This is a genomic window from Luteipulveratus flavus (assembly GCF_029439465.1).
GTDB classification, from domain to species: domain Bacteria; phylum Actinomycetota; class Actinomycetes; order Actinomycetales; family Dermatophilaceae; genus Luteipulveratus; species Luteipulveratus flavus.
In genome coordinates this window covers 180,081-194,503 of sequence record NZ_JAROAV010000033.1, presented here as the reverse complement: position 1 = coordinate 194,503, position 14,423 = coordinate 180,081, and the positions used below count along the sequence as shown (strand labels likewise).

Here is a 14,423-nt window from a genome sequence, read left to right as displayed (position 1 = left end):
CTACTCCTTGACCCGGACCATGCCCTCCTGGGCGACGGTCGCGACCAGCGTGCCGTCGGCGGCGAACATCTTGCCGATGCCCAGGCCGCGGCCGCCGGAGGCCGAGGGCGACTCCTGCTGGTAGAGGACCCAGTCGTCCGCACGCGGCGGCCGGTGGAACCACATCGCGTGGTCGAGGCTGGCGGCGCGGATGCGCGGGTCGGCCCAGCTGAGCCGGTGGCGACGCAGGACCGACTCCAGCAGGGTGTAGTCCGACCCGTAGGCGAGCACGGCGGCGTGCAGCAGTGGGTCGTCGGGCAGCCGCTCGGTCACCCGCATCCAGATGTTCTGCTGCGCGGCGGCCTGCGCCCCCGGCTCGAGGTAGAGCGGCCCCTCGACGTGGCGGATGTCCACCGCGCGCCGGTAGGCCCAGTGCTGGGCCATCGGGTGGTCGATGTCGCCGACCTCGTCGGCGGCGGTCCGTAGCCGGTCCGGAGACGGCGCGGCCGGCATGGTCGCCTGGTGGTCCAGCCCGTCGGCCGGCAGCTGGAAGGACAGGATCATCGACATGATGACCTGCCCGTGCTGCAGCGCGTGGACCCGGCGGGCGGAGAAGGACCCGCCGTCGCGCAGCCGCTCTACCGCGAACCTGATCGGCTCGCTGGAGTCCCCGGCGCGCAGGAAGTAGCCGTGCAGGGAGTGGATCGGCCGGGCCGGCTGCCCGGGCTGGTCCGCGACCGTACGGCCGGCGGCGATGACGCACTGCGCGAGCACCTGGCCGCCGAAGACCCGACCGTGCGGCTGCGGCTGGCTGCGCCCGACGAACAGGTCGGCAGCGTTGTCCCCGAGGGCCACCGGCTCGTCCGCCTCCGGCGAGTCGACCCGGATCCGCGCCTGCCCGATCGGCTGGAGGTCCAGCGTCTCCAGCAGGTCGTCGACGGGGTCCAGGGGCGAGGGGCTCTGCGCTGATGTCACGACGGGGACTCTAGCGACCGGGCGCGGAGGCACTTGTCATGATGGACGCCATGCCGTCCCGTCCGTACGCCGTCGACGTCCCCCTGCGCTGGTCCGACATGGATGCTCTGCGCCACGTCAACAACGTCCAGTTCGTCCGCCTGCTGGAGGAGTCCCGGGTCCTGGCGCTGCGCGACTGGTTCCGGCGCGACGACGGCAGCGTGCACCACCCGCAGCTGCTCATCGCCCGCACCGAGATCGACTACCTGCGCCAGCTGAAGTACCGCCCGGAGCCGGTCGTCATCGCGCTGTGGGTGAGCAAGGTCTCAGGCGCGTCGTTCGACATCTGCTACGAGGTGAGGGACTCCCGGGCCGACGACGCGCAGGTGTACGCCGCCGCCGAGACGACCCAGGTCTGCTTCGACATGGAGGCCCAGCGGCCGGTCCGGCTCACCGACCAGGACCGCGCGCTGCTCCGCAAGGTCGAGGGCGCGCCCGTGGCGCTGCGACGCCGACCCGTCGGGCACGCATGAGCGGGCTGCGTCTGGCCGACACGGACTCCCTGGCCGACCTCGCCACGTACGTCTCCCGCGCCCGCGCGCTCGATGCGGACGGTGCCGTCCGGCTGCAGGCGGCGGGGACGACGCTCGCGGCCTGGGTCGGTGTCCTGCGCGGGCGCGGGCTGCTGGGGCAGGGCACGGTCGTGGGCCTGCGGGTCCTGCGACTCGGCGAGCCCGCCGAGGTCGACACGGTCGTCCCGCTCGCGGCCGTCGGCGACCGGCTCGCCCGGGCGACGGCGGACCAGCCCGTCCTGGACCTGCCACCGATGACCGTACGGGCGGCCTGGGCGGCGGTCACCCCGCCGCGATCAGGGTGGCAGCAGGTCGGCGAGATCGCTCTGGACCAGCTGAGAAGCGTTGCGACAGAAGGAGTCTCCGAGGTCGCACAGGGCGCGCCGGAGGGGTCGGGGGCCGCCGCCGTCGAGGACCTGCGGCACCGGGTGTGGACCCGTCCGATCGCTCACGACGGAGGCGCCGACGGGCTGCCGTCCGGCGTGGCGTTCGGCGCGTACGCGCTGGGCTTCCTGCGCGGCGACGTCGGCCAGGTCCACTCGGCGGCGCGCTGGTTCCGGCTCACGACCCCAGGTGGCCACGTCCTCGTCCGCGCCTGACCCTGGCCGCCCTCAGGATCGAGTTCCGGCGTCCAGGCCGACGCGCCACGTGCCCTGGACCCCGATGGGTACCACCCGGACCGCGAGGTCCTGCCCTTCCATCGACGGGGCCTGCACGACGCTCAAGGCCGCTCCCTTCGTCGGCTGCCAGAAGGTCAGCAGATCACCCTGGCAGCGTGTGCTCGGCTCGGGCCCGGGGCACGGATCGATGACGTGCCCGTTGACCTCGATCCGGAAGCGTCCACGCGGGGCATCGAGGGTGAGCGTGCCGCCGTTGGCGTACACCCGGGCTCGGATCGTGACGGGCTCGGTGCCTCGATGCACCTCGGCGGAGACGCCCGGGCCGGAGAGCTCTGTCGTGCGGGTGAGAGACGGGACGCGGTCCATCGGGAACTGGTCCCAGGGGACGAAGGAGTAGACACCCACGCGAACGCTCGAACCGACGCGACGATCGGGGACCATCCGGACGGACCGCGATCCGGTCGGGGGCATCGCCACGGTGAGGTCCGCGCCGAAGTTCCCGGCAAGGGCCGGATCGAAGCACGTGAGTCCGTCCGGGTGCACCTCCTGGCCGCGGTTGTCGTACACCTTCGTGGCCGCTCGGGCGGATCTCTGCTGCTGGGTGCATGCGAGGGCCAGGGCCACCTGGTCGCCGTACCCGGCCGGCCAGTCGAACGATGTCGCCGCGCTCGCGCGGGTCGGCACCGTCCGGACCTCCTTGAGCACGAGACCGTCGAGGTGGAGCGGGAGGTTCGCTGCGCGTGCCTCCGCCGCGAGAGACGGCGGGACCGACGCGGACCGGTGCACCTGGGACGGCAGCGGTGGCACGGGCGTCGCGGGCATGGTCGGCGGCTGCGGTGAGCGGAGCCCGATCGTCCAGATCGTGAGGGCGAGGACCGCGATGGTGCACGCCGCAGCGATCAGGGCGCCGCGCTCGTGCCGATGCCGGCTGACCTTGTGGCGGACGCCCGCGACCGTATCCCCCGCGGGCACCTCGACCGCTGCGTCGGCGAGGGTGTCCAGCGAAGCCCTCAGCTGCTCGTCGGTGATCTTCATCGGGTCCTCCTCGGCGCGTCGTCTCTCGCCTCGACCAGGTGATCGGACTCGCGCAGGATCACGAGCGCGCGTGACGTCTGCGACTTGACGGTTCCCGGGCTCACACCGAGCGCGTCGGCGATCTGTCGTTCGGAGAGGTCGTGGAAGTAGCGGAGCACGATCACGGCACGCTGCTTGGGAGTCAGGGTCGCCAGCGCTCTCTGCAGGACATCCCGCTGATCGATGTCCCGAGAGGGATCTGGCCCAGCGTGCTCAGGGAGGACCTCCGTCGGCGTCTCGCCGTGCCAACGACGTCGGCGGTCACGGTAGAACTGATGGACCATCACCCGGCGCACGTAAGCCTCGTGGTTGTCCAGGTGGCTCCAGCGTGGCCACGCCTTCGCCAGCGCGGTCTGGACCAGATCCTCGGCCAGCGGGGCGTCCTGCGTCAGGAGCAGTGCAGTGCGTCGGAGGGCGAGACCCCGCGCCCGGACGAACTCGGCGAAACCTGCTGGCTCATCGTTCATGACGGCACCCCCATGCCCAGTAGAGGCATGAGGGTGCCAACTCGGTTGTCATCGCCTCGCGACGATCTCAGCGACGGCTCAGCGGTACCAGACGGTCGTGTCGGTCGGGACCGCCCCGTCGGCGAGCGGGCCGCTGGCCAGCAGCACCTGCGCACCCTCGCGGATGGCGACCGGCTCCGCGCCGAGGTTGGCCAGCACGTGCACCTGACCGGTCGGAGCGTCGTTGATCAGGGAGACGACGTCCGAACCGTGGTCCTCGACCTCGAGCGAGCCCTCGCCGAGACGCAGCTCGCGACGCAGTCGGAGCATGGAGCGGTACAGCTCCAGCGTCGAGCCGGTGACGCCGTCCTGCCGGTCGACGGCGAGTGCGGCGTACGACTCGGGCTGGGGGAGCCAGGTGTGCTCGCCGGGCCCGAACCCGTAGGACGGTGCGTCCGAGCGCCACGGCATCGGGACGCGGCAACCGTCGCGGCCCCGCTCGGTGTGCTGCGAGCGCTCCCAGGTGGGGTCCTGGCGGGCGTCGTCGGGCATCAGGGTGTGGTCGGGCAGCCCGAGCTCCTCGCCCTGGTAGAGGTAGGCGCCGCCGGGCAGCGCGAGCATCAGCGCGGTGGCCGCACGGGCGCGGCGCAGGCCGAGCACGGCGTCCGGCTGCGGGTCACCGACGCCGATGCCGTTGGGCCGGCGCTCGCCGGCGGGCAGACCCAGACGCGAGGCGTGCCGGACGACGTCGTGGTTGGACAGCACCCAGGTCGTCGGCGCGCCCACCGAGTCGTTCGCGGCGTACGAGGACGCGATGACCTCGCGCAGCGACTCGGCCCGCCACGGGGTCTCCAGGAAGTCGAAGTTGAACGCCTGGTGGAACTCGGTCGGGCGGACGTACCGGGCGGCGCGCTCGGCGGGGGTCACCCAGGCCTCGGCGCACATGATCCGGTCAGCGCGGCTGTCGCCCGTGGTGTTGTACGACCCCAGGACGCGTCGCCAGCTCTCGTAGATCTCGTGGACGCCGTCCTGGTCCCACATCGGGGCGCGGCGTCGGGGCCGGTCGCTCTGCTCGGCGTCGGCGCTGCCGAGCATGGTCTGGTGCGCGGACCAGTCCGGCAGGCCGGCTTCCTTGATCAGCCCGTGCGCCACGTCCACGCGGAACCCGTCGATGCCTCGGTCCAGCCAGAACCGCAGGATCGACTCGAACTCCTCGCGCACCTGCGGCAGCTCCCAGTTGAGGTCGGGCTGCTTGGGGTCGAACAGGTGGAGGTACCACTGGCCCGGCGTGCCGTCCGGCTCGGCGACGCGGGTCCACGCCGGACCGCCGAAGACGCTCTCCCAGTCGTTCGGCGGCGTCGAGCCGTCGGCACCCTGGCCGTCGCGGAACATGTACCGCTCGCGCTCCGGGGAGCCGGCCGGCGCGGCCAGCGCGGCCCGGAACCACGGGTGCTCGTCGGAGGTGTGGTTCGGGACGAGGTCGACGATGACGCGGATGCCGAGCTCGTGCGCGCGGGCCACCAGCGCGTCGGCGTCGGGCAGGGACCCGAACAGCGGGTCGATGTCGCGGTAGTCGGCGACGTCGTACCCGGCGTCGGCCTGCGGCGACACGTAGAACGGCGACAGCCAGACGGCGTCCACGCCGAGGTCGCGCAGGTAGGGGAGCCGGTCGATGATGCCTGGCAGGTCACCGATGCCGTCGCCGTCGCGGTCGGCGAACGAGCGCGGGTAGATCTGGTAGATCACCGCGTTGCGCCACCAGGCGGAGTCGTCGGGGGTCGCCACGTGCAGCGTGCGGACCGCGGGACCGGTCGTGAGAGTCGTCTGAGCCACTGATCCAGTGTGGTCCTTCGTCGAGCCGCTGTCGAATCGATTCGATAGCGGTTCGTCAGCGCTGTGCAGGGGGAGCCTCGTCAACCCGGTTGACCAGCGAGTACGCGGCCCGGGTGAGGTAGTCCCGCAGCACCAGGTCGTGCGTCTCGTCCAGCCCGAGCGTGTCGACCGCGGCCATCATGTGCAGCAGCCAGCGGTCCCGCTGGTCCGGCGTCACCGCGAACGGCATGTGCCGCATCCGTAGACGCGGGTGCCCCCGCTGCTCGGAGTACGACGTCGGGCCGCCCCAGTACTGCTCGAGGAACATCAGGAGTCGCTCCTCGGCCGGCCCGAGGTCCTCTTCGGGGTAGAGCGCGCGCAGCGGCGGGTCCTGCGCGACACCGCGGTAGAACTCGTGCACGAGGCGGGCGAACGTGTCGTGCCCGCCCACCTGGTCGTAGAAGGTCTGCGCGCTCACGCCGTCCACCCTCTCAGCCGGCCCGGTCACAGCACGGCCGCTTCGGCGCCGTGGGCCGCGAAGCCCGGACCACGGATGCCGGCCTCGTCCAGGGCCACCTTGGACCGCTCCCGCAGCTCGCGGGACACCGAGAAGTTCTCGTTGGGCGCGCAGCGGGCCATGATCCGCACCGTCATCACCCCGCCGGTGACCGACTCGACGCCGGCGACCTCGGGAGTGTCGAGCAGCCGGTCCTCCCAGGGCTGCTCGTGATCCAGCGTGGCAACCACCTCGCGCAGCACGGACAGCACCTTCTCGACCGGCTGGTCGTACGCGACGGGGATGTCGACCAGCGCGGTCGACCAGCCCTGGGACCGGTTGCCGATCCTGACGATCTCGCCGTTGCGGATGTACCAGACCACGCCGTTGGCGTCCCGCAGCCGCGTCACGCGCAGGCTGACCTCCTCGACGGTGCCGATCGCCTCGCCGGTGTCGATCACGTCGCCCACGCCGTACTGGTCCTCCAGGATCATGAAGACACCGGACAGGAAGTCCTTGACCAGGCTCTGCGCACCGAAACCGATGGCCACGCCGCCGACGCCGGCGGACGCCATGAGGGGAGCGAGCGGCACCCCGAGCTCGGCGAGCAGGGTGAGCGCGGCGATGGTGAAGACGACGATCGTGGTGATCGACCGCAAGATCGAACCCATCGTCGCCGCCCGCTGGCGACGTCGCTCGTGGTCCAGCCCCGCTGCCTGCCGCAGCACGCGCCCCGCCCGCCCGGCGCGACCGACCCGGCTCGCGCTCGGCTGGAGGCGCGGCTGACGGCTCTCCATCGCGCGGACGGCGCGTCGGATCAGGCGATGGATCACCCATCGCACCACCACGGCACCGAGGACGACACCGATCAACATCAACGGCCGTGGTCCGCCCCCGGACCCGGTCAACCAGTCCCAGCTCATGAGCACCATGCTCTCAACCGACCTGCGGTCGCCGTGCCCCACCCGGGACAACCACCGCTCCTCGCGTGCCCCGCATCCGCTCTGCGACACTCGGTGGCGCATCCCATCCCTCGGCCCGCGAAAGCAGGACCCGTGTCGCACGCTGCCTCGTCCCCCCTGCAGGACCTCGCCCGTTCCCACGGGGTCGCCACCGAGTACTGGGACTGGCGCGGCAAGCACGTCCGGGTGAGCGACGAGACGATCCGTACGGTCCTCGACGCGATGGGCGTGGAGTCCGGTTCGCAGGAGCAGGTCGAGCAGGCTCTCGCGGCGAGCAAGGACGACGCGTGGCGACGCGTGCTGCCCCGCGTCGTCGTGCTGCGGGAGGGCTGGACGCCCTGGGTCGCCGTGCACGTCCCGCACGGGAGCGCGATCACCGGTGTCATCCACCTGGAGAGCGGTGAGGAGCGCAAGCTCGCGCAAGCCGACCACGTCGTCGACCCGCGCAAGATCGACGGGGTCCAGACCGGTGAGGCGACCCTCGAGCTGCCCGGGGACCTGCCGCTCGGCTACCACACGCTGGTCGTCACCTTCGGCGAGCAGGAGGCGTCCACCAGCGTCATCGTGACCCCGGAGCGCCTCGAGCTGCCGGCCGCCCTGCAGACCGCGCGCGCGTGGGGTCTGACGACCCAGCTCTACTCGGTGCGCTCCGATCGCTCCTGGGGCCTGGGCGACGCCGCCGACCTCGCCGAGCTCGGTACCTGGGCCGCCCGGCAGGGGGCCGACTTCGTCCTGGTGAACCCCGTGCACGCCGCCGAGCCGGTCCCGACGATGGAGCCGTCGCCGTACCTGCCGACCTCCCGGCGGTTCGTCAACCCGATGTACATCCGGGTCGAGGAGGTGCCGGAGGTCGGGTACCTCTCGGCGGCCGAGCACCAGATGATCGAGTGGCACGGCGACGACGCCCGCCGGCTGAACGCGCTCGCGGACCTGGACCGCGACGGCACCTGGGAGGCCAAGCAGGCGGCGCTGCGGATGGTCTTCCGGCAGGAGCGGACCCACCGCCGCCGGCGCGACTTCGAGGAGTTCTGTGAGCGCGAGGGCCAGGGCCTGGTCGACTACGCCACCTGGTGCGCCCTGGTCATCGACCGCGGCCTGCCGTGGGAGACCTGGCCGGAGGAGCTGCGCGACCCCCGCGGCGAGGCCGTGGCCCAGGAGCGCGAGCGGCTCGCCGAGGAGGTGGAGTTCCACTGCTGGCTGCAGTGGGTCGTCCAGAGCCAGCTCGCCGACGCCCAGCGCGAGCTGAAGGCTGCGGGCATGTCACTCGGAGTCGTCCACGACCTGGCGGTCGGCGTGCACCCCGGGGGCGCGGACGCGTGGGCGCTCGGCGACGTCCTGGCACTGGGGGTCAGCGTCGGGGCGCCGCCGGACGACTACAACCAGCGCGGCCAGGACTGGAGCCAGCCGCCGTGGCGCCCCGACCGGCTCGCCGAGACCGGGTACGCGCCGTACCGCGACATGCTGCGGACCATGATCCGGCTCTCCGGCGGGCTGCGGGTCGACCACATCCTCGGTCTGTTCCGGCTGTGGTGGGTGCCGAAGGGCCGCCCGGCCACCGAGGGCACGTACGTCCGGTACGACCACGAGGCGCTGGTCGGCATCCTCGCGCTGGAGGCGCACCGGGCGGGCGCGCTGGTCATCGGTGAGGACCTCGGGACGGTCGAGGACTGGGTGCGCGACTACCTGTCCGACCGCGGGCTGCTCGGGACCTCGATCCTGTGGTTCGAGCGCAAGAACGACATCGAGCCCAAGCCGCCGGAGGCCTACCGCGAGCTGTGCCTGGCCAGCGTCACGACGCACGACCTGCCGCCGACGGCCGGCTACCTCGACGGCGAGCACATTCGGGTACGCAACCAGCTGGGTCTGCTCACCCGGCCGCTGGAGGAGGAGGTCGCCGAGGACGAGGCGCAGCGCGACGCCGTCCTGGCCGAGCTGCGCCGGCGCAACCTGCTGGCCGGCGACGCCTCCGTCGAGGACGAGGTCGCCGCGCTCTACCGCTACCTCACCTGGACCCCGGCCAAGCTCATCGGCGTGGCCGTTCCGGACCTCGTCGGCGACGTGCGCACGATCAACCAGCCGGGCACGGATGAGGAGTACCCGAACTGGCGTCTGCCGCTGGCCGGTCCCGACGGTGAGACCGTCAGCCTCGAGGGCATCATGACCTCGCGCCGGGCCAAGCGGCTGATCCGCACGGTCACCCAGCGGCTGCCCGAGGACTGAGCGCCAGGACTGAGCGCCAGGATGCCGGCCGGGCAGGTCACCTGCCCGACCGGCGCCACGAGGGTCAGCCGCGGTCGGCGTCGAACTGCTGCGCGGCGACCGCCCGACGGATCACGTCCCGGTTCTCGGCGACGGCGCGCGCGAGTCCCGCCGACGCGTCGCGGTGCGTGTCGAGCCACCCCTGCGAGGCGTCCAGCAGCGCCTGGTCCGCCAGCGGCATCGGGTACATCAGGTCGGCGATCGACGCCGCCGTCGCCAGCGTGCGCGAGGACCAGACGTCGGCGACGGCCTCGTGGTAGCGCTCGACGTACGGCGCCAGCAGCTGCGGGTCGTGCACCGTCTGGAAGCCCGCGCCGATCGCCCGGAGCGTCTGGTTGGCGGCGTCCTCCCGCTCGACGACCAGCTCCCAGGCCTTGGCCTTCGCCTCCGCCGTCGGCATCGCCGCGCGCGCCCGCGCAGCCCGCTCCGCACCGGTCGCGGTCGCGTCCCGCTCCTGCTCGGCGGTGATCGCGGCGTCGTCCGCGGCACCGGCCGCGGCGAGCGAGGTGAGCAGGGTCCACCGCATCTCGGTGTCGACGTCCAGGCCGGCCAGCGTGCTCGTGCCGTCCAGCAGCCCGCGGACGTACGCGACGTCCTCCGGCTGGTGCGCCTCCGCGGCGAACGCCTGGACGAGCTGCAGCTGGGCGTCGCTGCCCGGCTCGGCCGAGACCGCGAGCCCGCGCAGCGTCCCGGTGATCTCGCTCAGGACCGCCTCGCGGTGCTGCGGCGCGACGTACATCGTGGCGGCGACGCCGACTCGGCCCAGCAGCGCGCGCAGCAGGTTGGAGTCGGTCTCCTCGCGCAGCGTCGCCAGCGCCAGCGAGACGAAGTCGCGAGCCGACATCTGGGCGTCGCGGGTCATGTCCCAGGCGGCACCGAGCACGAGCGCCCGGGCGAGCGAGTCGGTGAGCGCCCGCGGGTGCTGAACGGCGGTGCGCAGCGAGTCCTCGTCGAGCCGGATCTTGGCGTACGCGAGGTCCTGGTCGTTGACCAGCAGCAGGTCGCCCTTGGCCTTGCCGACCAGCTGCGGCAGCTCGGTCCGCGCACCGGCGACGTCCACCTCGATGCTCTCGGTGCGGACCAGGCGCTCGCCCTGCAGGGCGTACAGGCCGACGGCCAGGCGGTGCGGCCGCAGCGTCGGGAGCTCCTGCGTCGCCGTCTGCTCGATGGCCGCCGCGGTGATGATGCCGTCCGCGTCGGTCTCGACGTGCGGCGTGAGGGTGTTGACGCCCGCGGTCTCCAGCCACAGCTGCGACCACTCCTTCAGGTCGCGGCCCGAGGTGGCCTCGAGCTCGACCAGCAGGTCGCGCAGCGTGGTGTTGCCCCACCGGTGCTTGGCGAAGTAGGTGCGCAGCCCGGCGACGAACGGCTCCCGGCCGACGTAGGCGACCAGCTGCTTGAGCACCGAGGCACCCTTGGCGTAGGTGATCCCGTCGAAGTTGACCTCGACGGCCTCCAGGTCGGTGATGTCCGCGGCGATGGGGTGGGTCGAGGAGAGCTGGTCCTGGTTGTACGCCCAGGCCTTCTCGACGGCGCCGAACGTCGTCCAGGCGGTCTCCCACTGGGTGGCCTCGGCCTGGCAGGTCGTCGAGGCCCACTCGGCGAACGACTCGTTCAGCCAGAGGTCGTCCCACCACTGCATGGTGACCAGGTCGCCGAACCACATGTGCGCGAGCTCGTGCAGGATCGTCAGCGCCCGCCGCTCGATCAGCGCGTCGGACACCTTGGCGCGGAAGACGTAGATCTCCGCGAACGTCACGCAGCCGGCGTTCTCCATCGCGCCGGCGTTGTACTCCGGCACGAACAGCTGGTCGTACTTGCTGAACGGGTAGGGCTGGTCGAACTCCTCCTCGAAGAAGGCGAAGCCCTTCTTGGTGCAGTCGAAGATGTTGTCGGCGTCCAGGTAGGGGCGCAGCGACTTGCGGCAGTAGACCCCGAGCGGGACCGTGCCGTTCCGGGTCTGCACCTCGTCGCGGACGACGTCGTACGGGCCCGCGACCAGCGCGGTGATGTAGCAGCTGACCCGCTCGGTCGGCTCGAACGCCCAGGTCGCCGCCGGCTCCTGCTCGCCCCGGACGTCGGTGTACGTCGTCTCCGCGGGCGTCGGCTCCGGCGTCGGCTGGTTGCTGATGACCTCCCAGCGGGCCGGCGCGGTGACGGTGAACGCGAACGTCGCCTTCAGGTCCGGCTGCTCGAACACCGGGAACATCCGGCGGCAGTCGGCGACCTCGAACTGGGTGTAGAGGTAGACCTCCTGGTCGGTGGGGTCCACCATCCGGTGCAGGCCCTCGCCGGTGTTCATGTACCGGCCGGTGGCCTCGACGACCAGCTCGTTGGAGGTCTGCAGGCCGGGCAGGGCGATGCGCGTGCCGTCGTAGTGCGCGGCGGGGTCGAGGGACTCGCCGTTGAGGGTGATGCTCTCGACGGAGTCGCCGAGGAAGTCGATGAACGACGTGGCGTCGGCGGTGCCGGCGTCGAACGTGACCGCGGACCGGGTCCGGAACGTCTCCGCGCCGGTCGTGAGGTCGAGGGTGACCGCGTAGGAGGCGACGGTCAGCAGGTCGGCGCGGGTCCGCGCCTCCTCACGGGTGAGGTTCTTACCAGGCACAGGTGGGCTCCCGGATGTTCGAGGGTGACGGATCGTCCCGGGCATCGTGGCACAGCGCGGCGGTGGCAGGATGAGCGGTCGTGGCCCCACCCCGACGGGGCCGTCCCTGACGAAGGAGACAGACGGTGCGAGTCCACATCGGTGGCGACCACGCGGCGTACGAGCTGCAGCGAGCGCTCGTGACCTGGCTGGGGGAGCAGGGACACGACGTCGTCGACCACGGACCCGGCGCGTACGACGCCCTGGACGACTACCCGGTCTTCGTGCTGCGCGCGGCCGAGGGTGTCGCGGCGGACGAGGGCTCGCGCGGCATCGTGCTCGGCGGGTCGGGCAACGGCGAGCAGATGGCCGCGAACAAGGTCGACGGCATCCGCGCAGCGCTCTGCTACAGCACCGAGCTCGCCGAGCTGGCGCGGCTCCACAACGACGCGCAGGTCATCGCGATCGGCGGCCGGTTCACCGACGAGGAGACGGCCAAGCAGATGGTCACGGTCTTCCTCGACACGGCGTTCACCGGTGAGGAGCGTCATCAGCGCCGGCTGGACATGGTCACGGCCTACGAGGCGGACAAAACTTTGCCTGAGATGCCCTGATGGCACATACCGCGAGTCAGTGCATAGATCAGGGCTGACCGCGTTAAGGAAAGAGTAAAGATCTTTCAGCCCCGGAAATTTCGGGGATAACTTGCCCGCGTGGCCATTGATGTGACGACTGCTCCGCGGCGAGTCGCGCGGCCGGTGAGGCGAGCAGTCGCCGACCGGCCGATGTCGACCCAGCGCGCCGCCGTGACTGCCCTGATCGGTGTCGTCGTCGTCCTGTCGGTGTGCCTGCTCGCCTGGCCCGAGCGGATGTCCTACGCCCCGTTCGTGCCCGTCGTGGTCGCCGCCGGACTGTTCCTGCACGCGGTGCAGATGTACGCCGTGTTCGCCGTCTCCGCCGGCGCGCTCCTGCTGACCTCGGTGACCGCCCACGAGCGGCCGACGTCGCCCACGCTGGTCGCCGCGCTCGTCGTGGTCATGCTCCTGCTGGTCGCCGTCGACCGGCGCCGGGCACACCTGGGGATCTCCCCGGTCGCCGGCGCGACGATGCTGGTCGACCTGCGCGACCGGCTGCGCGACCTCGGCCGGCTGCCGGCGGACCTGCCGGCCGGGTGGCACGCCGAGAGCAGCATCCAGCCCGCGTTCGGCGACGCCTTCTCCGGTGACTTCCTGGTCGCCAACCGCGGCACCGACCGGCTCGACCTCGCGCTGGTCGACGTGTCCGGCAAGGGCATGGAGGCCGGTACTCGCTCGCTCATGCTGTCCAGCGCCTTCGCCGGTCTCCTCGACGCGACCACGCCGGCGGGGTTCCTGCCGGCCGCCAACAGCTACCTGCTGCGCCAGCACTGGTCGGAGGGGTTCGCCACCGCGGTGCACGTCTCGGTCGACCTGGCCACCGGCACGTACGACGTGGGGTCGGCTGGTCACCCGTCGGCTCTGCACTACCACGCCGGGTCGGGGCGATGGGCCCCGGTCGACGGAGCCGACGGCGTCCTGCTGGGCGTCCTCGAGCCCGAGTTCGCGGCCTACGACCGGGCCCACGGACGGCTGGAGCGCGGCGACGCGCTGCTGCTGTACACCGACGGGGTCGTCGAGGACCGCGACGGCATCACCCGCGGGATCGACCGGATGCTCGGGGCGGCCGACCGCGCCGTCGGCGCCGGGCCCGGCGTCGCGGACCGCATCTGCGCGACCGCCATGTCGGGAGAGAGCGACGACCGCGCGGTCGTCGTCCTCTGGCGCGACTGACCTCACCACGACGAAGGCCGGGGAGCAGGTGCTCCCCGGCCTTCTACGCGTGTGACGACAACGATGTCGCCTCCGTGGTCACTGCGCGGCGTCTGCGTCCTCGTCGCCGCCGAGTCGCTCGCGGGCGGCGTCCTGACCCTGGTCGACCTTGTCGGCGTACTTGCCGCCGGTCTTGTCGTCGACGAAGTCGCCGCCCTGCTCCACGCCCTGCTGGAGCTTGTCGTCGCCGACCTGGTCCTGCAGGCCCGAGGCCTTGTCCTTGGCGTCGTCCAGAAGACCCATGAGAATCACTCCTCGTCCCGGCCGTGCACCGGAAAGTCGTGCCCGGCTCTGCACCGAGCGACTCCTGTCAACCTTGCACACCTGGGTGCGTACGTCGAGGCCCCGGAGCGGGGCGTGGACCGGTCGAGGACAAGCGGCGCCGCCTGCCGGAACGGCGAACGCGCCTGGGGGAGAAGGAAAGAACGACGCCGGTCGACCGGGTCGTCCTCGGTGGTGGAGCGGGTGACGAGAATCGAACTCGCGTAGCCAGTTTGGAAGACTGGGGCTCTACCATTGAGCTACACCCGCGTGCACGACCCGTCCCACCGGAAGAGCCCGGTGTCGATCAGGTCGTGCGGGGCGTTAGCCTACTGCCCCGGTCCGGTCCCTCCCAAACCACCCTGGTGGGGCGCCGGTCGCGGGGTATGGCGCAGCTTGGTAGCGCGTCCGCTTTGGGAGCGGAAGGCCGCCGGTTCGAATCCGGCTACCCCGACGTTCATTTGCTGTCGTCGTTCCTCCTCCGGTCGGCGTCGCAGGCTCCGCCGATCCGGCATCGTCACGCACGACGTTCATCCGCTGTCGCCGTTCCTCTT

General features: G+C 71.9%; 13 protein-coding genes and 2 tRNA genes. 6 read left to right on the top strand and 9 right to left on the bottom strand.

Going from position 1 to position 14,423, the window contains the following annotated elements; genetic code table 11:
* Nucleotides 1-954, bottom strand: coding sequence for an acyl-CoA thioesterase (locus tag P4R38_RS14105; RefSeq protein ID WP_277192689.1), 954 nt, complete (start codon nucleotides 952-954; stop codon nucleotides 1-3).
* Nucleotides 955-1,004: 50 nt separating this feature from the next.
* On the opposite strand from P4R38_RS14105, the gene P4R38_RS14100 reads away from it, so the two are divergent.
* A complete protein-coding gene (locus tag P4R38_RS14100) occupies nucleotides 1,005-1,466 on the top strand; it encodes an acyl-CoA thioesterase (RefSeq protein WP_275238832.1) in 462 nt (153 codons plus the stop codon).
* The gene (locus P4R38_RS14095) at nucleotides 1,463-2,104 is read left to right on the top strand and encodes a hypothetical protein (RefSeq protein ID WP_277192688.1); all 642 of its coding nucleotides are present in this window, start codon (nucleotides 1,463-1,465) and stop codon (nucleotides 2,102-2,104) included. Before P4R38_RS14100 ends, P4R38_RS14095 begins: the two co-directional genes overlap by 4 nt.
* 12 nt (nucleotides 2,105-2,116) lie before the next feature.
* On the opposite strand, the gene P4R38_RS14090 is transcribed toward P4R38_RS14095, so the two are convergent.
* The 5 genes from P4R38_RS14090 to P4R38_RS14070 form a co-directional block, all read right to left on the bottom strand.
* Nucleotides 2,117-3,160: a hypothetical protein gene (locus tag P4R38_RS14090; RefSeq protein WP_277192686.1), complete on the bottom strand. Its 1,044-nt coding sequence runs from the start codon at nucleotides 3,158-3,160 to the stop codon at nucleotides 2,117-2,119.
* Nucleotides 3,157-3,666 (bottom strand): SigE family RNA polymerase sigma factor, encoded by a 510-nt coding sequence (locus tag P4R38_RS14085; RefSeq protein ID WP_277192684.1) that lies wholly within the window; start codon nucleotides 3,664-3,666, stop codon nucleotides 3,157-3,159. The genes P4R38_RS14090 and P4R38_RS14085 overlap by 4 nt, the downstream gene beginning before the upstream one ends.
* Nucleotides 3,667-3,744: 78 nt before the next feature.
* A complete protein-coding gene (locus P4R38_RS14080) occupies nucleotides 3,745-5,478 on the bottom strand; it encodes a glycoside hydrolase family 13 protein (protein ID WP_409201266.1) in 1,734 nt (577 codons plus the stop codon).
* A 55-nt stretch (nucleotides 5,479-5,533) separates the two neighbouring features.
* Entirely contained in the window at nucleotides 5,534-5,935 is a 402-nt protein-coding gene (locus tag P4R38_RS14075; RefSeq protein ID WP_275238830.1) for a globin, read from the bottom strand.
* Nucleotides 5,936-5,961: 26 nt separating this feature from the next.
* Entirely contained in the window at nucleotides 5,962-6,876 is a 915-nt protein-coding gene (locus P4R38_RS14070) for a mechanosensitive ion channel family protein (RefSeq protein WP_275238829.1), read from the bottom strand.
* A gap of 132 nt (nucleotides 6,877-7,008) precedes the next feature.
* On the opposite strand from P4R38_RS14070, the gene malQ reads away from it, so the two are divergent.
* Nucleotides 7,009-9,135, top strand: coding sequence for a 4-alpha-glucanotransferase (malQ, locus tag P4R38_RS14065; RefSeq protein WP_277192683.1), 2,127 nt, complete (start codon nucleotides 7,009-7,011; stop codon nucleotides 9,133-9,135).
* Nucleotides 9,136-9,199: 64 nt separating this feature from the next.
* On the opposite strand, the gene pepN is transcribed toward malQ, so the two are convergent.
* Nucleotides 9,200-11,782, bottom strand: coding sequence for an aminopeptidase N (gene pepN, locus P4R38_RS14060; protein ID WP_277192681.1), 2,583 nt, complete (start codon nucleotides 11,780-11,782; stop codon nucleotides 9,200-9,202).
* 125 nt (nucleotides 11,783-11,907) lie between these two features.
* Here pepN and P4R38_RS14055 point away from each other — a divergent pair, with 125 nt between their 5' ends.
* Nucleotides 11,908-12,375: a ribose-5-phosphate isomerase gene (locus P4R38_RS14055; RefSeq protein WP_277192679.1), complete on the top strand. Its 468-nt coding sequence runs from the start codon at nucleotides 11,908-11,910 to the stop codon at nucleotides 12,373-12,375.
* Between the two features lie 171 nt (nucleotides 12,376-12,546).
* Nucleotides 12,547-13,569 (top strand): PP2C family protein-serine/threonine phosphatase, encoded by a 1,023-nt coding sequence (locus P4R38_RS14050; protein ID WP_277192677.1) that lies wholly within the window; start codon nucleotides 12,547-12,549, stop codon nucleotides 13,567-13,569.
* A gap of 78 nt (nucleotides 13,570-13,647) precedes the next feature.
* On the opposite strand, the gene P4R38_RS14045 is transcribed toward P4R38_RS14050, so the two are convergent.
* Both P4R38_RS14045 and P4R38_RS14040 read right to left on the bottom strand, forming a co-directional pair.
* Nucleotides 13,648-13,851, bottom strand: a complete 204-nt coding sequence (locus P4R38_RS14045) for an antitoxin (RefSeq protein WP_275238824.1) — start codon at nucleotides 13,849-13,851, stop codon at nucleotides 13,648-13,650.
* A gap of 214 nt (nucleotides 13,852-14,065) precedes the next feature.
* Nucleotides 14,066-14,139: transfer RNA gene (locus P4R38_RS14040), tRNA-Gly, on the bottom strand.
* 110 nt (nucleotides 14,140-14,249) lie between these two features.
* Between P4R38_RS14040 and P4R38_RS14035 the strand changes: the two genes are divergently transcribed.
* A tRNA-Pro gene (locus P4R38_RS14035) sits at nucleotides 14,250-14,323 on the top strand.
* Nucleotides 14,324-14,423 lie beyond the last annotated feature (100 nt).